The sequence below is a fragment of the Arthrobacter sp. TmtSoilC48 genome, from assembly GCF_059739425.1.
The window spans coordinates 1,934,923-1,950,936 of the sequence record NZ_AP046049.1; the positions used below are offsets into that span (position 1 = coordinate 1,934,923).

Genomic DNA, 16,014 nt, shown 5'->3' on the forward strand with positions numbered 1-16,014 from the left:
CGGCATGACCGCGCTCTGTGTTGCAGGTGGCACTGGCCAGGTCGGCCGTGAAGTTGTTCGCCAGGCGCTCGACGCCGGGCACACGGTTTCCGCCCTGAGTCGCCACGTGCCGCCTCCCGGTTCGGAGAAGCATCACGACGGCGCGGCCTACTTTGCCGGCGACGTCACTACGGGTGATGGTTTGGCGGCCGCGGTGGCGGGTGCCGACGTCGTTATTGATTGCCTTGAAGGCCGGTTCGGGAAGGCCCAAAAGGAATTCGCCGACGGCGGCGCTCGTCTTCTTGACGCGGCTCACCGGGCAGGGGTGCGCAAGGCTGTGGCCTTGTCGATTATCAACTGTGACCAGAGCACGTATTCCTTCTACGTTTCCAAGGCAGACAAGGAACGGGTCTATGCGAGGGCCAAACTGGAAACGGTGGTTATCAGAGCCACACAATTCCACAGCCTGGTGGAAATGATCTTTGCTGCAGGTGCAAAAGTGCGGTTGATTCCGGCATTCAAGGGAGTGCGCTTCCAAACGATTTCACCCAAGGAAGCCGCCGCTGCATTGCTGGAAGCTGCGCTGGAGGTGCCTTCTCCCGAGCGGCATCGCGTCAGGACCGTTGGCGGGCCCGAAGTGCTGGCCATGAAGGACATGGCGGAGTCATGGAAAGCCATTACCGGCGCGCGAGGCAAGGTTCTGGAAGTCCCGCTCCCGGGCGCCATGGGCGCCTACCTGCGTGCGGGACTCAACCTTATGCCCGAGCAAAGATATGGCACTGAAACGTTCGTGTCGTGGTTGGAAAAGCGCTCGGAAACTTTGTAGCCTAAGGACACTGGCCCGGCCGTAGACGCCGTGCCCAGGGGCTATAGCTCAGTTGGTAGAGCGCTTCGTTCGCATCGAAGAGGTCAGGAGTTCGAATCTCCTTAGCTCCACGGATTCCGGCAACAACAAAACCGGCCAGGCACAACATGCCTGGCCGGTTTCTTTTGTGGGAGTTTAGAGGGGCTGGATGTTCTCCGCCTGAGGTCCCTTGGGGCCCTGGGTGATGTCGAACTGGACCTTCTGGTTCTCGTCCAGGGAACGGTATCCGCTGGACGTGATTGCTGAATAGTGGGCGAATACATCCGGTCCACCGTCGTCCGGGGCAATAAATCCGAAGCCCTTTTCAGCGTTGAACCATTTCACTGTGCCTGTAGCCATGCTTGTTTTCCTTCACGGGTAGCTGGTCGGTACCGCTTGTCGGATCACCGTCCCCGCCACTCACATTATTGAGCCTATGTGTCGATCTGACATGGGGCAACAGATTCTGCCGCGCCTTTCTTAATGTCCTTGTGCCGGGGTAGGCTTCCGGGCCGTGGTTGGAAGGGCCGGCCAGCGGTGGATGCCCCCTTAGAATTACCCTGTGAACGACTCTCTGCCTCCGTGCCCCGAATGCTCCAGTGAATACAGCTACCAGATGGGCGCGCTGTTGGTTTGCCCTGAATGTGCCCACGAATGGTCACCAATGAGCGGGAGCGACGAGCAGGGGAATGTCATTAAGGACGCGGTGGGCAACATCCTGAGTGACGGCGACACCGTCACGGTGGTCAAGGACCTCAAAGTGAAGGGCAGCGCCACGGCCATCAAGGTCGGCACCAAAGTGCGGAACATCCGGCTGGTCGACGGCGTGGGGGATCACGATATTGATTGCAAGGTGGACGGGTTCGGCCCCATGCAGCTCAAGTCCAGCGTTGTGAAGAAAGTCTGACGGGAGGCGCTTTACGATGACGGGGACCCCAGTACCCAAAGGCCTCATCGGCCCCATCCTGGTAGGCGTCATGCCCGGGCAGCGTCCCGTCGTCGTAGAGCGTGCCGCCGAGGTGGCGCTTAGCGCCGGGCTGCCGCTGGTGTGCGCCTTCGTTGATGTGACCGTTTATCCCGTGGATGGAACCACGGGCGGGCCGTCTGCTCCGATTGATCCCGACGGCGTGGACGATGATGCCGAGAACGTCCCGGAATCCTTGCGGACAGTTATTGCCACCCAGTTGGCCGAAGCTGACTTGAGCTGGTCCATCGTTTCCCTGGCAGGCGAACCGGCACGGGCGTTGGCCCGTGAGGCCGAAGATATCGGCGCGTCCATGATTGTGGTGGGCTCCAGGGACCGCAAGCTCGGTTCGGCCATTAAAGAGCTGACGGCGGGCTCCATTGCCCGTCAGCTCTTCCACCGCCAGGATCGCCCTGTGTTGGTTGTACCCGTGGAGCCACGGGTACCGGTGGATGATGACGACTGACGCCAGGCGTCCCGTCCATCTTCACTGGGGGTTCATCGGAATTGTGGCCGCGGGTGGCGTGTTCGGGGCACTCGCCCGCTACGGCCTCGGACTTATGATTCCTTCGCCAGGATCCTGGCCGTTGCCCACCCTTCTGATCAACCTTTCCGGCGCTTTGGCCCTGGGCGCTTTGCTGGAGGGACTTGCCAGGAGGGGGCCCGACGTCGGCCGTCGCCGGGCGTTGCGCCTCGCCTTGGGTACGGGCTTCCTGGGTGCCTACACCACGTACAGCACGCTCGCCTTGGATGCGGTGCACCTGTTCACCTCAGGTGACACGACTGCTGCCCTGGGTTATCTGGGCCTGAGCCTGCTGGGTGGGGCGCTCGCAACCATGGCGGGAATCTGGTTCGCCGCATGGCATCACAGGCGTACGAAATGACAGTCATCCTGTTGGCCCTCGCGGGAGGACTGGGCGCGGCTGTTAGGTTCATGCTGGACGGGCTCATCCGGGCACGCGTACGTACTGCCCTGCCATGGGCCACCATTTTCATCAATGTTTCCGGTTCCTTGCTCCTGGGGTTCCTGGCAGGTCTGGTGATGGAAGGGCAGGCGCCTGAATCCCTTCAACTCATCCTCGGCACTGGTTTCCTGGGCGGCTATACGACGTTTAGCACGGCAAGTCTGGAGACCATCAGGCTGGTGCAGAGTGGGCGGATGGGGCTGGCGCTCGTCAACGGGTTGGGTTCCATGGCCGTTAGCGTCGCGGCTGCCGCGGCCGGTGTTTGGTTCGCTCTGCTGCTGGCTTAAAGAAGACTGTCTGGCTGTCTTGGCCCGGCTGTAGGATCGGTGCCATGGCTAACAAGACATTCAATGAGCTGTTGTCCGTTCAGGTCGCCAATGAGTTTGCGGCCTCCCAGCAATACATTGCAGTAGCCGTGTATTTTGACGGTCAGGACTTGCCGCAGCTTGCCCGGCATTTTTACCGCCAGTCCCTCGAGGAGCGCAATCACGCCATGATGATGGTCCAGTACATGCTGGACCGCAACGTGCCCGTCGAGATCCCGGGCATCGCCCCGGTCCGCAACAACTTCACCAACGCCAAGGAACCTATCGCTTTGGCCCTTGAGCAGGAAAGGGAAGTTACGCGCAACATCGAGGAGATGTTCCGCGCGGCCCGTGCTGAGGGCGACGCCTTGGGCGAGCAGTTCATGCTGTGGTTCCTGAAGGAACAGGTTGAGGAAGTTGCCTCCATGACCACGCTTCTCAACATCACGGAGCGGGCGGAGAACCTCTTCGATATCGAGAATTACGTTGCGCGTGAGAGCGTTGGCGATGGCGGGCATGATTCCAGTGCACCGTCTGCTGCCGGCGGCGCGATCTAGCTGCAAAAAACCAAGGGGCCGCCCGAAGCTCAGCTTCCGGCGGCCTCTTCGATTGCCAGGGCATCGTCAGGGTCGGACCTGCCTAGCAGGGACAGGCGGCTGGCAATGCGGGCCAGGTCCACGGGAGGGACGCTGCCGGAGGGCTCCGCGTCCCAGTCCAGGGGTCCGGCGCCGATCAGGAACAGTGTGATGTCCTGATCGTGAAGCACATCCATGGCATTGCTGAACCGCTGCCATGCGGGCGCGGAAGCAGGGTCGCCCCCGGTAGGGGAGGGAACGTCGTCGATCACCCAGGTCTTGAAACTGTGCGCCAAGGCCAGGAAGTCCGCAGTGGAGGTCAGCCCTGCGCACAATTCCGGAAACCCCACCCAGAGCAGGTCCCGGTCAGCGTTCTTGACCACGATCGGCTGCGTTGTTGGGGTCAGGACGCGGCTTTGGGATACCGATGGCCGGAAGAGCCCCAACCGTCCCAGTTGTTTGGGCGTCCCCGGTGTGATGATCCGGCCAGAGCTAAAGGCTTTGGGCGCGGCGCTGGGTTGGGAACCTGCTGCAGGAAACCGCCGGAAATCGGCGGGGCCATTGACCTCCACAATATCCATCATCTCTTTGATGGCTTCGATGGTGGGCACAAAATGGTCGTGCCACAGCGGATTGGGCAGTAAATCGTCCGGGGCGTAGTTGGACGTCACCACCAAGGGAATCCGGCGCTGCGCCGCGGTTCGCAGCAATCGCGCGATAAACATCCCATCCCCAACGTCATGGACATGGAACTCATCGAAGAACAGGACGTCGATGTCCGCCAGGAGCACATCCACCGAGTGCTGGATGGCTGTTCCATCCGCGGAACCGGAACGGCGGGTCCCGGCGTGGAGCCCTCGGAAGAAATCATGAAAGTGGACGCGACGTTTCCGGGCGCGGAGCCTGTCGTGGAAACTGTCCATGAGCCACGTTTTGCCGCGACCCACAGGTCCGTGAAGATAGATACTTCGCGGCGTCCTTCGCTGACGCGCTCGACGGCGGGCAGTTACCTCTGCACCAAAGGACGCCAACCGCTGCGCTGCTTCATGCTGGCTGGGCTCAAGCTGGAAACCCAGCCGTCCGGCGTCGTGCGTGATGCCCTCCACGAGCGCCAGGACAGTTTCCCGGTTGCCCTGTCTTCTTCGTTGCGGGAGTCTTCCACGTTGCGGGAGGCTCCCCGGTTGCGGGAGGAATGGGGGCGTCACAGCCAGCCCTTCCGCTTGAAGATGAGATACATGAGCAGTGCTGCTCCGAACATGAGTCCGATGGCCATCGGATAGCCGAAGTCCCAGTGCAGCTCCGGCATGTGGTCGAAGTTCATGCCGTAAACGCCTGCCACAAAGGAGGGCGCGAACAGAATGGCGGCCCACGAGGAAATCTTCTTGACCTGTTCGTTCTGGGCAGCGCTCGCCTCGTTCTGGCGGTTCGCTGTCAGGGTGCCGTCGAGGGTCAGGGCGTTCTGCAGGAGATCCCTGAAGGAGTTCACCCTGGAGATGACGCGCTGGACGTGGTCCTCTACGTCACGGAGGGAGCGCTGGAGCTCGATGTCCACGCCGTATTTCTCGAAGCCCTTCTCCAGCAGCACCATGATGTCCGGAAGAGGCTGGATGGCCCTTTGGAATTGAATGACTTCACGGGCAAGTTCATAGATCCGCCTGGACACTGCTGTATCGCCGCTGAAGAGCTGGTCCTCAATTTCGTCGATGTCGTTCTCGAGCCCGGCAACGACAGGTGCATAATCGTCCACCACCTGGTCCAGGAGGGCGTAGAGTACCGCTTCCGGTCCATGCCGCAGGAGGTCCGGCCGCTGCTCCAAACGGTGGCGGACACGCGCAACTCCGCCGGTCTCGGCATGGCGGATGGTCACTACGAAATTGGGACCTGTAAAGATGTGCAGCTCGCCGAACTCCACCGTCTCGGAAGCGTCCAGATAGCGGGCGGGTCGCAGGACTGTGAAGAGGTTGTTGTCGTAGCGCTCCAGTTTGGGCCGCTGGTGTGCTGAAACGGCGTCTTCCACAGCGAGCTCGTGGAGGCCGAACTCATGGGCGACAGCGGTCATTTCGTCCCGGGTGGGCCGGTAGAGACCGATCCACGCCATGCCACCTTGCTCCGAGAGTGTCTCGAAAGTCTGCTCAAGGTTACGTGGGGTGGCTGTGCGTACGCCTTCTACATAGACGGCGTTATCAATGATGGTCACGAGTGAACGCTACTGCATGGCACCGATGATGGCGCCGGCAACGGTCATGGCGAGGATATCGTGCCCCGCATCAATAACGGTCACCTCCGAGGGACGCCCCGCGAAACCATTGTGGATGACATGTCCTCCGGCACGGAAGACCAAAGCCAGGATGAGGGCGAAGAAGCCACCTGCCAGGAACGTGTTGAGCTCCAGGGCACTGATCAGGATGGCCAGCAGAATGCTGGTGAGCGCGGCGGCAAGCATCATGGGAATCCAGATGCCGGCTCCACCATCGATGTTCTTAAGGTCCTCTTCGGTTTTGCCGATCGCTTGCATCCACCTGCGCCCAAGGACGGCCGGCATGTACCAAACGAAGCCGATCACCATGCTTGAAATGAAGGCCAGGAGAACAGCGAGCCAGTTGATCTGCAATATGTGTGAGAGCCAATCCATGGTCAAAAGCCTAAACGGCTGCGACCCCTGGAACCGCGTTCAAACGCTCATGCTGACCGCGTGTTGGTGGAACCGGCCAACCTTTCCATCAAAGGCTCCGTGCGGTAGGGGATATGTGTGTGGAGCGCCAGGACAGTTTCTGTTCGGATGACGCCCTTGGTACGCAGGACGGACCTCAGCGCGGATTGCAGGTTATGTGTATCGGTTGCCACCACGCGGCACCAGAGATCTCCACGTCCGGAGATTTCGTGGACCTCCAGCACTTGTGGAATCAGCCGCAGGGCACCGATGACGCCATCGAGTTCGCGGTGCGTCACTTCGATGGTGATGAAAGCTACGACGTCGTACCCCACCTTTTCCAGGTCCACTTCACGGCCTGCTGCCTGAAGGACCCCGGACCGAAGCAGCCGCTTAAAGCGGCTCTGCGCAGTATTGCGGGCGATGCCGAGTGAGTCGCTGAGCTCGGCGATTTGGATGCGGGGATCCTTGATGAGTTCCAGCAGGATCTTCAAGTCCATGGGGTCCAAGGTATTCAAATGGTCACTCCGGCTCACTGAGACAACAATAGTTTGACTATTTTGCTCAATTTTCCCACGTTTCTGCTTCATCGAGCGCAGGTCTACGGCAATCTGTTGCTACCGAAACCTGGCTGCGCCCTCCATCCCACAAGGACCCGCGCGCAGCCCCGAATCAAGGGCACGGAAATGACTGTCTTGAGCGAACTCCGCATGCGTCCGGCCAAAGCCGGAGCCTGGAGTTGGGATGCCACCACCACTGCAAGGTTGGTGCTGGCCGGCATCGTGATCTTCACCCTGCTGGTGGGCGCAAACCTGGCCACACCTCTCTATCCTTTGCTGCAGGCCAGGCTGGGGATGTCCCCCTTGGACGTCACGGTTGCCTTTGCCAGCTACGTTGTGGCGCTGGTTGTGGTTCTCATGGTGGCGGGGCACTGGTCCGATCACATTGGAAGGCGGGCGGCACTGGTGCTTGCCGTCGTCATGGGATTGCTGGGTGGCATCATCTTCGCGAGTGCGGACAGCCTTGGCATGCTGTCCCTCGGCAGGGCCTTCCAAGGCGTGGCAGTAGGGCTGGCCACCGGGGCCAGCTCCGCAGCCCTGCGTGAACTGTTGCCCCAGAGGCCTGACTGGGCTTCGCGCTTCACGTTGCTCTCCTCGGCTGGTGGCGTGGCTGCCGGACCCGCAATCGGTGGTCTCCTGTCGCTGCTTCCGGACCCTACTCGAACGCCCTACTACATCCACTCCGGGGTGCTTCTCGCCGCACTCATTCCACTGTGGCTACTCAAGGCAAGGCCCGCGATTGCCCCCGCTGAGGGAAAGCCGGCGCTGAAGGTTCTCGCTCCACGAAAGCCCGCTATTTCCAGTCATGCACGCGGTGCCTTTTGGATGGCATCCGCGGTGGGCTTCCTAAGCTTCGCAGTCTTTGGCTTCTGTTTGTCGCTGGCTCCGGGATATTTCGCAACGGTGGTGCATGCCGATTCCAGGCCCCTTGTCGGGCTGATGGCGGGGGTGACCTTGGGCGCATCGGCGCTCAGCCAGTTGGTGGGAGTACGCGGACGCTACCTGGTCCCCGTTGCCCTGGCGGTGTTGGGCGTCTCCATAGTCCTGGTGGGAGCTGCCGCCGCTTGGTCGAGCCCGTTGGTGCTGGTGGCCGCCAGCGTGACCGCCGGTGCAGGGCAGGGCATCGCGTTCCGTCAGGTGTTCAACGACGTCGCCGGGAAGGTAGAGGCGGCCCGGCATGCGCAGGTCATCAGTACGGTGTACGTCGTCACCTATCTGGGAAGCGCGGTTCCGGTGATTGGCTTGGGACTGGCGGTGTCGGCGTTGGGCTTGCAGACCGCCGTCGTTGGTTTTACGGTGCTATGCGGGGTTGCGGCGCTGGCGCTCGCTGCGGCATCAGTCCGGGGCGCCCTGCGCGCCTGAGCCGGGCTACTCGGGAAGCGGACCTCGGTTGCCGGGGATGTGCTGGAAGACCATGGTGGTTTCCGTGTGTCCGACCACTGGATCAGTAGCGAGGTTATCGAGCAGCCAGTTGCGGAGGTCGTCGGTGTTGGCGACGGCAATATGCAGAAGATAATCCACGGAGCCTGTGGTGTGGAAGGTGGAGATCACTGCCGGCAGCTTAGGGACGCGTGCGGTGAAGCGGTCGATCTGATCCCTATCATGGGCGCGGAGACGGACAGCAATGAGCGCCTGCACCGAGCGGCCGATCGCCGGCAGGCTGAGGATCGCCTCAAAGCCTTCGATGATCCCGCGTTCGGACAGGGCCCTGGTCCGCATCAGAGCAGTGGAGGGAGCGATTCCCACGAGTTCCGCCAATTGTTTGTTGGAGATGCGGGCGTCCTCTACCAGGGCGGCGAGGATTCGTTCATCAATAGCGTCCAGCGGCTCGGCGCTGCCTGAATGTGGCCGAACATTCTTCGCGGGGTTGCTCACGGATCCTCCTGAAATTGCCTTTCATTCATCATAATCATTGAAATCCCGGCCATCCATTCGTTCCCGCCCGTTGTTCCCGAATATTTGCCTAGGGTCGACCCGGTACAGCGTGGATTATTCTTGCGGGGTCGGTGAGCGATGCACGACGGCGGTGATTACCGCCGTCGTGAAGGCAAGCGCCATGACGCTCCAGGCCAAAGCCGGCCACCCGAACGCCTGGAAAGCCAGGCCTCCCGCCCAGCCGATGACACTGGACCCCAAGTAGTAGGAGAGGTTATAGAGTGATGCCGCTTGGGCGCGGCCTGTTGTGGCGATGGCACCGGTCCAGCCGGAGCCCACGCTGTGGGCTGCGAAAAAGCCTCCAGTAAACACCACGAGGCCGATCAACGTTGCCACGAGGTTCTCTGCCAACGTCAGGGCGAGGCCCGTGATCATAATGACAATCCCAAAGAGCAGGACGTTGCGCCGCCCGAAGCGCGTGGTGAGTCCGGCCGCCCACCGGGAGCTTACGGTTCCGGACAGATAGGCCAGGAAAATGAGGCTCACCACCGTGGTGGGAAGCCCGAATGGTTCCGCGTGGAGCCTGAACCCGAGGTAGTTGTAGACCGCGACAAATCCGCCCATGAGCAGGAATGCCTGAAGGTAAAGGGAGAACAGTTTGGGGTTTCTGGAATGGGTCCCCAGCGTGCGCAAGGCTCCTCGGAATCCTCTGGCCGGCGCGGGCATGAAGCGTCGCTGTTTGGGAACCAGCACCACGAACAGTACCGCCGAGACGGTGGCCAGCAGGGACACTGCCAGCGCGGCTGCCCGCCACCCCCAGAGTTCTCCCACTGGACCCGCGACCAAGCGTCCGGCAAGTCCGCCGAGCGTGGTTCCGGCAACGTAGCTTCCGGCCGCCAGTGCCGTGTGGATTTTTGTGACTTCTTCGTTCAGATATGCGATGGCTATGGCTGGGATTCCGCCCAGGGCCATGCCTTCAAGAGTCCGTAGTCCCAGGACCAGTGGAACAGTCGGTGCCAGTGGAACAACGAGCCCCAGTACCGTCGCAGCTCCGATGCCGATGGCCATTGCGCGAACCCGGCCGATCCTGTCTGCGACGAAGGACCACGGCAGGACGCTCACGGCAAGTCCCACGGTGGCCAGCGAGATACTCAGTGCGGCTTCAGCTGCGGAGATTTGGAGGTCGGCGGCCATCAGTGGCAGGACTGCCTGGGTTGAGTACAGCTGGGCGAACGTCGCAACCCCGGCCAAGGCCAACGCGGCAAGCACGCGTCGATAGCCACGGGAACCCTTGGCGTGTCCTTCCCATGGTGTAACGCTCACGGCTGTTTTAGTCACTGGCCCAGATTAGGCTTCCTGGATTGGGTGATCCAATGCATCATTCGCTTATGATTCATGCATAACTGCATGATTGTCCTACTGATGCTGGAGCGGAACGGCAGGCACATGGAACCGGATCACCAACAGCTTGTGCAGCTCCTGCCGCTGCTTCCCGTCCTGGCAGAACTGGGCCGGACGGAGCATATGACGGAGACGGCCGAGCTCCTCGGCGTTCCCCAGTCCACGGTGAGTCGTGCAGTGGCGAGGGCAAGCGCGATTGTGGGGATGGATCTTCTTGTTCGTGATGGGCGTGGTATCCGCCTGACTCCGGCGGCAAGGACGTTGCTGCCCTACATCGAAGCAGCGTTGGAAGACTTCCAAGCCGGATTGGACAGGGTAAGGCACGAATCGGACGTGGTGAGGGGACGCATCGGCATCTCGTTCCAGCACACGTTCGGTGAAGCGACTCTGCCCCTGCTCATCAGCGCATACCGTGGCAGGCATCCGCATACGGTCTTCGAGCTACGGCAGGGTCCGCGCGACGACTGCCTGGACGAACTAGCCAGGGGCGATACAGATTTCGCCCTCACTGCACCGATCGCCCCGGAAGGCAGGGGAATCCACTCCCTGCCCCTCTACAGGGAGCCACTGCGTGTGGTGCTGCATTATCGGCACCCACTCGCGGGCCGCCCCAGCGTGCACCTGTCCGAGCTGCGGCATGACCCTTATGTGACGCTGCCGGCTGGCGTCGGGCTCCGGGCCTTGGGCGAAGCGCTGTTGCGCGAAGCGGGCTTCCGTCCGCGGACCGCCTTTGAAGTCCAGGAATCCCACACTGCCAGGGGGCTGGTGGCGGCCGGGCTGGGCTTCTGCATCCTGCCTCCCGCCGGGCCCGGCTCCGGAACTGGCCAGTTCCTGCCAGGGGCCGAGTTGGGACTTGTGGAAGTTCCCATCGAATCCGACCTTGCGTTCCGGCAAATCGGCATGGCATGGCGGGAGCGCACCTTCGAACCCGACGCCGTCAGGCTGTTCCGTGAGCTGGTGGTAACGGAGGGCGAAGCATTGCTGGCCGAGCTTGTCAGAGCCCGCTCAGGAAACCCCTGACAACATCCGCTGCGGATCCTTCCTTTGCTGATCGCCAACCAGTGCCTGCCCACAGATTGAGGCGGTCAGGATCACCCGCCGCCGATGCTGCTGCCCGGATCGGCGCCGTCAGGTGGTGGATTGCCGGATAACCCTCTGGCGCGTCCGCGTGATCGCGAACGAACGCGTTGACCAGTGAACGGGCGTATCGTCCCGTAAAGGCCCGGGTCCTGGCCGTCTCCGTAAAGCGCGGGTCGCCCAGGGCATCTTTATGCGGTTGCCGGGCTCCGCTTTCCTCCGTTCGTACCAGCGCCGTACCAACTTGCGCGGCTGACGCACCAGCAGCCAGGACTTCGCGAAGCGCTGTACCGTCGCTCACCGCACCGGCCGCAATCAGCGGAAGGTCGACGGCGGTACGCACCTCGGCGATGAGACCCGCCGTCGTGCTGTTTTCTCCTGGGTCGGCTGCCAAGAACGTCGCGCTGTGTGCTCCTGCGGAACTGTGCTGCACCGCAAGGGCATCCGGGCCTTCTTCCGCGGCTGCAAGGGCCTCGGCGACACTGGTCACACTGGAGATGACAGCAGTTCCGGCCTTCTGCAGGGCCTTGACCACAGAGCGTCCCGGAAGCCCGAAGACGAAGCTGACGAACTCCACAGGATCCGCGATCAGCGCGTCGATTTTGTCCTGCCAGGCGTCGTCGTCGTCAAATCGGAGGGCTGGGATTGCCACGCCGTAGCGGGCGCCCTCTGCTTCAAGTTCCGTCCGGTACGCCTCCAGCCTCGCGCGCGCCCCGGCGGACGGGGAGAGTTGCACCGTGTCCGGTACAAAAACGTTCATTCCGAACCGGATGCCCATGGCACGCGCTGTTGCGATCTCGGCTGCCATGGCCTCGGGACTTTTGTAGCCGGCCGCCAGAAAACCCAAGCCTCCGCCGGCCTGGACTGCCTGCACGAGTGCGGGAGTGGACGTTCCACCAGCCATGGGCGCTGCAATGAAAGGCGTATCAAACAGGGAATGCGACATGTGCAGTTTCTCCTCGGGGCGCTCCAAGCTAGTCTTTCACGGTGAACAATCTTGACTCTGCCATGCATTCCCACGCGTCCCCGCAGGCACTCACCGGAACCGTGATCGGGCTGGATATCGGCGGAACGAAAACGCGCGGCGTGAGGTTCGAAGATGGCGTTCCCGTCCTGGACGAAAGCGCCGGAAGCTCCAATGTGCAGAATGTGAGCCGCGAGCAGGCCATGGCAAATCTCGCCGAACTCTTCGGAAAGATCGGCGGCGGTGACATTGACCAGGTTTACGCGGGCGCCGGAGGAATTGATACCGATGAGGACGCGCAAGCGCTCGCCGACTTGATCTCCCCACACGTCCCCGGGGCGCGCATCACCGTGGTTCACGATTCCAGGCTGCTTCTGGCGGCTGGGGGAGCAAGCACGGGCGTCGCGGTGATTGCCGGAACCGGTTCTGCCGCGTGGGGACGGAACGCGGCCGGTGAGGAAGCCCGCGCCGGAGGCTGGGGTTATCTTCTGGGCGACGAGGGAAGCGGCTACTGGCTGGGCCGCGAAGCCGTGCGCCACAGCTTGCGGCGGATGAACCAGGGACTTGAGCCGGACACCCTGAGTCGTGCCTTGCTGGACTCCTGTGGTGTGGAGGAGCCTGGCAAACTGATCGCCTTGTTCCACTCCCCGGAAACCGGTCGCCGTTATTGGGCGCAACAAGCGCGCCTGGTCGTCGAGGCTGCGGACGCCGGTGATGAAGCCAGCGCCAAGCTGGTGGACCAGGCGGGCAAGGACCTGGCTGACCTGGCCGAGCAGGTCGTTCGACAACTGGGCTTGGACGGTCCCGTGATTCTGGGCAGTGGACTGGGCATGAACGTCCGCCGCCTGCAGGAATCATTCAAGGCGCGGCTGGCCGAGCGGGGCATCGTCGATGTCCGGATTCTCCAACAGGACCCTGTGTTCGGCGTCCCCCGGCTTGTGGCCGAGCAGCGGGCGTAACGCTTGACTCAGCCCCTGGTACGGGGCCGGAGCTTAACGCCCGGAAGTGGCGGCGCGGGGATGCGTCCGGCTTCCGGTCCTGCGTCAGGACCATGGCCCTGGACCAATCCGAAGCGTGACGTGGCGGCGGCGTCGTCGTCCAGCAGGCCTTCGGCTTCCCATTCTAAACGCGCTTTTTCCACTTCTTCATGAGTGCGTCCCACGAAGTTCCACCACATCAAGAGGTCTTCCCCGAACGGTTCGCCACCCAAAAGCATGAAACGGGTATCCGGTTGGGCCCCCACGATCAGGTTGTTCCTGCCGGCACCCAGATAGGCCAAGGGGCCTGGTTCGATGTCTTCGCCGTCGATGACCAGGTGGCCGTCCAGCACCAACACTGCATGCTCAAACTCGGGTCGAAGCGGAAGCTGGAGCGTACCTGCGCCGGTGATGTCCGCACCAACGATGGGACTGAACATCGTGGCGGGTGAGCGCTGGCCAGCGAATTCACCCACCATCACGGTTGCCGTGTAGCCTTCGCCAACAGCGACTGGAAGCTCGCTGTGTTGCTCGAAGGAGGGTTCGCGGTGCCGGTGCTCGTCGGGGAGTGCAACCCACAACTGGAGTCCCCGCGACATGGGAATCCCGTCATCCGTTCCGGCCACCGTAGCCGCAGGCAGGACCGAGAATTCCGAATGCGAGATTCCGTGGCCGGCGGTCATGATGTTCAGTTCACCGGGTTTGACCACAACATCGCTTCCCACGCTGTCGCGGTGCCTAACGGCCCCTTCCAGCGGCCATGTTACCGTCTGGAGACCGCAGTGGGGGTGGGGGAGAACGCTCATTGCCACACGGTCCGGCCCAAAACTGTCCAGGAAGCACCAAGCGCCAACGGTGGGCAAACCGCGCTGGGGCAAGGTGCGGAACACGTTCATGGCACGGACGCCGCCCAGCGGAACTTCACGCTCGGGCCATAACTGCACGCACGGGCCTTGTCCTTCATGGGCGGCGGGGCAGACTTGTTCCGCCGGCGAAGTATCAAGATTGGTCATGTGTTCATCACCTGTGCATAAATGTTGGAAATTGAGCTAATCTGTTCCGTGTGAACAACGCCCTTTTGAGCTACCACGACGCCGTCCTCTACCGTTCGGGTGAACCGTATCGCATCCTTGCGGGAGCCATCCACTACTTCCGGGTTCACCCCGATTTGTGGCAGGACCGCCTACGTCGGCTGAAGGCCATGGGCGCCAACACTGTTGACACCTACGTCGCCTGGAACTTCCACCAGCCTAAGCGCGAAGAGGCGCCGGACTTTACAGGCTGGCGGGACATTGGCCGTTTCATCGATCTCGCCGCGGAGGAAGGTTTGGACGTCATTGTCCGGCCAGGCCCCTACATTTGCGCGGAGTGGGACAACGGCGGCTTCCCGGCCTGGCTCACCGGAATCCCCGGGATCGGCCTGCGGTGCATGGATCCACAGTTTACGGCCGCGATCGAGGAGTGGTTCGATCACCTTCTCCCGCAGATCGCCTCACGGCAGGCATCTGCGGGCGGCCCGGTCGTCGCCGTCCAGATTGAGAACGAATATGGCAGCTACGGCGACGACCACGAGTACATCCGCTGGAACCGCCGTGCTTTGGAGGAGCGCGGGATCACTGAGCTGCTGTTCACCGCCGACGGCGGCACTGACTACTTCCTCGACGGCGGCTCCGTCGAGGGGACCTGGGCGACAGCCACGTTGGGAAGCCGGGGTGACGAGGCTATCGCAACATGGCAGAGGCGCCGACCGGACGAGCCGTTCTTCAATGTCGAATTCTGGGGTGGTTGGTTTGACCACTGGGGCGAACACCACCACCGCCGCGACGCCCACGACGCCGCGGCGGAAGCACGGAAAATGCTCGATGCTGGTGGATCGGTGTGCGTCTACATGGCACATGGAGGCACCAACTTTGGCCTGGGATCCGGCAGCAACCACGATGGCACCATGCTCCAGCCGACGGTCACCAGCTACGACTCCGATGCCCCCATTGCCGAGAACGGAGCATTAACGCCAAAGTTCCATGCCTTCAGGAAGGAGTTCTACCGCGCCCAGGGCATCGAGGACCTTCCTGAACTGCCTGCCGGGTTGCTCACGGACGCCCCGGTCCTTCCAGCGCAGTCCCTGGCCCTGACGGAAGGCCGGGACCTGTTGGAGCTCGTCCGCGATTCGGGCAAGCCGGTTACCAGCGTCAAACCGCTCACTTTTGAACAGTTGGGACTCGACGCCGGCATGGTCCTTTATGCGGCCGAGGCGACTCTCCCGGGACGCCCCGGGGCCCCAGTAGAGAGCCGCCTCAAAATCACAGGGTTGAATGACCGTGCCTACATCTGGGTGGATGGTCAGTTTGCCGGGGTCCTCGACGATGTGAACGGGGCCGAAGGGTTGGCTGTCACCGGAACCGGCGTCCCGGCCAAGCTGGAGATCCTCGTGGAGAACCTGGGCCGCATCAACTACGGTCCCCTGACCGGGCATGGCAAAGGAATCCAGGGCGGTGTCCTGATCAACCAGCGCTACACCTTCCACTGGACGCAAACGCCAGTACCGTTGGCTGAATGGGCGGCAGAGGAGCTCGAGGGACTATCCGGAGCGGAGTTCTTGGTTGCGGAACCGGCGGATACATATATTGCGCTCCCTGGTTCCGGAAAGGGCTTCGTCTGGCTCAACGGCTTCCTGTTGGGCCGGTACTGGGACAAAGGGCCCCAGGTAACCCTGTATGCCCCGGCGCCTCTAGTGAAGCGTGGCCTCAACAGCATCAAGGTGCTGGAGCTCGCCGAAGCGGGGACCGTCGTCGAGCTCCGCGAAGGACCGGACCTCGGCCCGGAAGAAGCCGGGCCGATCATGGCGGCCGAATTGCCTTAGTGCAGACCGGCTGGGAAG

General features: G+C 62.3%; 19 protein-coding genes and 1 tRNA gene. 11 read left to right on the forward strand and 9 right to left on the reverse strand.

Annotated features, from left to right (window positions below; translation table 11 throughout):
- The first annotated feature begins 4 nt into the window (after positions 1-4).
- Together AC6I97_RS09150 and AC6I97_RS09155 are read left to right on the forward strand one after the other, a co-directional pair.
- On the forward strand, positions 5-805 hold the full coding sequence (locus tag AC6I97_RS09150; RefSeq protein WP_497944725.1) for an SDR family oxidoreductase: 801 nt from the start codon (positions 5-7) through the stop codon (positions 803-805).
- A gap of 37 nt (positions 806-842) precedes the next feature.
- Positions 843-915 (forward strand) — tRNA-Ala (locus AC6I97_RS09155).
- Between the two features lie 64 nt (positions 916-979).
- Here AC6I97_RS09155 and AC6I97_RS09160 read toward each other — a convergent pair.
- Complete coding sequence (locus tag AC6I97_RS09160; protein WP_144648155.1) at positions 980-1,183, reverse strand: cold-shock protein; 204 nt, start codon at positions 1,181-1,183, stop codon at positions 980-982.
- Positions 1,184-1,385: 202 nt separating this feature from the next.
- Here AC6I97_RS09160 and AC6I97_RS09165 point away from each other — a divergent pair, with 202 nt between their 5' ends.
- The 5 genes from AC6I97_RS09165 to AC6I97_RS09185 are packed head-to-tail and all read left to right on the forward strand — an operon-like array spanning position 1,386 to position 3,614.
- A complete protein-coding gene (locus AC6I97_RS09165; RefSeq protein WP_224088246.1) occupies positions 1,386-1,730 on the forward strand; it encodes a zinc ribbon domain-containing protein YjdM in 345 nt (114 codons plus the stop codon).
- Positions 1,731-1,746: 16 nt separating this feature from the next.
- Positions 1,747-2,253, forward strand: a complete 507-nt coding sequence (locus AC6I97_RS09170) for a universal stress protein (protein ID WP_497944726.1) — start codon at positions 1,747-1,749, stop codon at positions 2,251-2,253.
- Positions 2,240-2,671 (forward strand): fluoride efflux transporter FluC, encoded by a 432-nt coding sequence (locus AC6I97_RS09175; protein ID WP_497944727.1) that lies wholly within the window; start codon positions 2,240-2,242, stop codon positions 2,669-2,671. Before AC6I97_RS09170 ends, AC6I97_RS09175 begins: the two co-directional genes overlap by 14 nt.
- A complete protein-coding gene (gene crcB, locus AC6I97_RS09180; RefSeq protein WP_497944728.1) occupies positions 2,668-3,039 on the forward strand; it encodes a fluoride efflux transporter CrcB in 372 nt (123 codons plus the stop codon). The genes AC6I97_RS09175 and crcB overlap by 4 nt, the downstream gene beginning before the upstream one ends.
- 44 nt (positions 3,040-3,083) lie before the next feature.
- Positions 3,084-3,614 carry a ferritin gene (locus AC6I97_RS09185; RefSeq protein WP_224088238.1) on the forward strand — a complete coding sequence of 177 codons (531 nt, stop codon included), beginning with the start codon at positions 3,084-3,086 and terminating at the stop codon, positions 3,612-3,614.
- Positions 3,615-3,643: 29 nt separating this feature from the next.
- Here AC6I97_RS09185 and zapE read toward each other — a convergent pair whose 3' ends face one another.
- From zapE to AC6I97_RS09205, 4 genes are read right to left on the reverse strand one after another with little or no spacing between them, the layout of a single operon-like run.
- Entirely contained in the window at positions 3,644-4,837 is a 1,194-nt protein-coding gene (zapE, locus tag AC6I97_RS09190) for a cell division protein ZapE (protein ID WP_497944729.1), read from the reverse strand.
- Positions 4,834-5,829, reverse strand: a complete 996-nt coding sequence (gene corA / locus AC6I97_RS09195; protein WP_224164925.1) for a magnesium/cobalt transporter CorA — start codon at positions 5,827-5,829, stop codon at positions 4,834-4,836. The genes zapE and corA overlap by 4 nt, the downstream gene beginning before the upstream one ends.
- 9 nt (positions 5,830-5,838) lie before the next feature.
- Positions 5,839-6,264: a DUF1761 domain-containing protein gene (locus tag AC6I97_RS09200; protein ID WP_224164924.1), complete on the reverse strand. Its 426-nt coding sequence runs from the start codon at positions 6,262-6,264 to the stop codon at positions 5,839-5,841.
- Between the two features lie 47 nt (positions 6,265-6,311).
- Entirely contained in the window at positions 6,312-6,782 is a 471-nt protein-coding gene (locus AC6I97_RS09205; protein WP_497944730.1) for an Lrp/AsnC family transcriptional regulator, read from the reverse strand.
- Between the two features lie 186 nt (positions 6,783-6,968).
- Here AC6I97_RS09205 and AC6I97_RS09210 point away from each other — a divergent pair, with 186 nt between their 5' ends.
- Positions 6,969-8,204: an MFS transporter gene (locus tag AC6I97_RS09210; protein WP_497944731.1), complete on the forward strand. Its 1,236-nt coding sequence runs from the start codon at positions 6,969-6,971 to the stop codon at positions 8,202-8,204.
- 6 nt (positions 8,205-8,210) lie between these two features.
- On the opposite strand, the gene AC6I97_RS09215 is transcribed toward AC6I97_RS09210, so the two are convergent.
- Both AC6I97_RS09215 and AC6I97_RS09220 read right to left on the reverse strand, forming a co-directional pair.
- On the reverse strand, positions 8,211-8,717 hold the full coding sequence (locus tag AC6I97_RS09215) for an Lrp/AsnC family transcriptional regulator (protein WP_224088233.1): 507 nt from the start codon (positions 8,715-8,717) through the stop codon (positions 8,211-8,213).
- A gap of 114 nt (positions 8,718-8,831) precedes the next feature.
- Positions 8,832-10,055 carry an MFS transporter gene (locus AC6I97_RS09220; RefSeq protein WP_497944732.1) on the reverse strand — a complete coding sequence of 408 codons (1,224 nt, stop codon included), beginning with the start codon at positions 10,053-10,055 and terminating at the stop codon, positions 8,832-8,834.
- A gap of 108 nt (positions 10,056-10,163) precedes the next feature.
- On the opposite strand from AC6I97_RS09220, the gene AC6I97_RS09225 reads away from it, so the two are divergent.
- Positions 10,164-11,138: a LysR family transcriptional regulator gene (locus AC6I97_RS09225; protein ID WP_224091106.1), complete on the forward strand. Its 975-nt coding sequence runs from the start codon at positions 10,164-10,166 to the stop codon at positions 11,136-11,138.
- Here the strand turns inward: AC6I97_RS09225 and AC6I97_RS09230 are convergent.
- The gene (locus AC6I97_RS09230) at positions 11,113-12,141 is read right to left on the reverse strand and encodes a nitronate monooxygenase (RefSeq protein ID WP_497944733.1); all 1,029 of its coding nucleotides are present in this window, start codon (positions 12,139-12,141) and stop codon (positions 11,113-11,115) included. The genes AC6I97_RS09225 and AC6I97_RS09230 overlap by 26 nt on opposite strands.
- Before the next feature lie 41 nt (positions 12,142-12,182).
- Between AC6I97_RS09230 and AC6I97_RS09235 the strand changes: the two genes are divergently transcribed.
- Entirely contained in the window at positions 12,183-13,118 is a 936-nt protein-coding gene (locus AC6I97_RS09235) for an N-acetylglucosamine kinase (protein WP_497944734.1), read from the forward strand.
- 8 nt (positions 13,119-13,126) lie between these two features.
- On the opposite strand, the gene AC6I97_RS09240 is transcribed toward AC6I97_RS09235, so the two are convergent.
- A complete protein-coding gene (locus AC6I97_RS09240; RefSeq protein WP_497944735.1) occupies positions 13,127-14,149 on the reverse strand; it encodes a pirin family protein in 1,023 nt (340 codons plus the stop codon).
- Positions 14,150-14,199: 50 nt separating this feature from the next.
- Here AC6I97_RS09240 and AC6I97_RS09245 point away from each other — a divergent pair, with 50 nt between their 5' ends.
- Positions 14,200-15,996 carry a glycoside hydrolase family 35 protein gene (locus AC6I97_RS09245; protein WP_497944736.1) on the forward strand — a complete coding sequence of 599 codons (1,797 nt, stop codon included), beginning with the start codon at positions 14,200-14,202 and terminating at the stop codon, positions 15,994-15,996.
- Positions 15,997-16,014: the final 18 nt, after the last annotated feature.

Coding starts and splice junctions, on each gene's coding strand:
- AC6I97_RS09150 (WP_497944725.1), top strand. CDS start 5: ATGACCGCGCTCTGTGTTGCAGGTGGCACTGGCCAGGTCGGCCGTGAA.
- AC6I97_RS09160 (WP_144648155.1), bottom strand. CDS start 1,183: ATGGCTACAGGCACAGTGAAATGGTTCAACGCTGAAAAGGGCTTCGGA.
- AC6I97_RS09170 (WP_497944726.1), top strand. CDS start 1,747: ATGACGGGGACCCCAGTACCCAAAGGCCTCATCGGCCCCATCCTGGTA.
- AC6I97_RS09175 (WP_497944727.1), top strand. CDS start 2,240: ATGATGACGACTGACGCCAGGCGTCCCGTCCATCTTCACTGGGGGTTC.
- crcB (WP_497944728.1), top strand. CDS start 2,668: ATGACAGTCATCCTGTTGGCCCTCGCGGGAGGACTGGGCGCGGCTGTT.
- AC6I97_RS09185 (WP_224088238.1), top strand. CDS start 3,084: ATGGCTAACAAGACATTCAATGAGCTGTTGTCCGTTCAGGTCGCCAAT.
- AC6I97_RS09200 (WP_224164924.1), bottom strand. CDS start 6,264: ATGGATTGGCTCTCACACATATTGCAGATCAACTGGCTCGCTGTTCTC.
- AC6I97_RS09205 (WP_497944730.1), bottom strand. CDS start 6,782: ATGGACTTGAAGATCCTGCTGGAACTCATCAAGGATCCCCGCATCCAA.
- AC6I97_RS09210 (WP_497944731.1), top strand. CDS start 6,969: ATGACTGTCTTGAGCGAACTCCGCATGCGTCCGGCCAAAGCCGGAGCC.
- AC6I97_RS09225 (WP_224091106.1), top strand. CDS start 10,164: ATGGAACCGGATCACCAACAGCTTGTGCAGCTCCTGCCGCTGCTTCCC.
- AC6I97_RS09230 (WP_497944733.1), bottom strand. CDS start 12,141: ATGTCGCATTCCCTGTTTGATACGCCTTTCATTGCAGCGCCCATGGCT.
- AC6I97_RS09240 (WP_497944735.1), bottom strand. CDS start 14,149: ATGACCAATCTTGATACTTCGCCGGCGGAACAAGTCTGCCCCGCCGCC.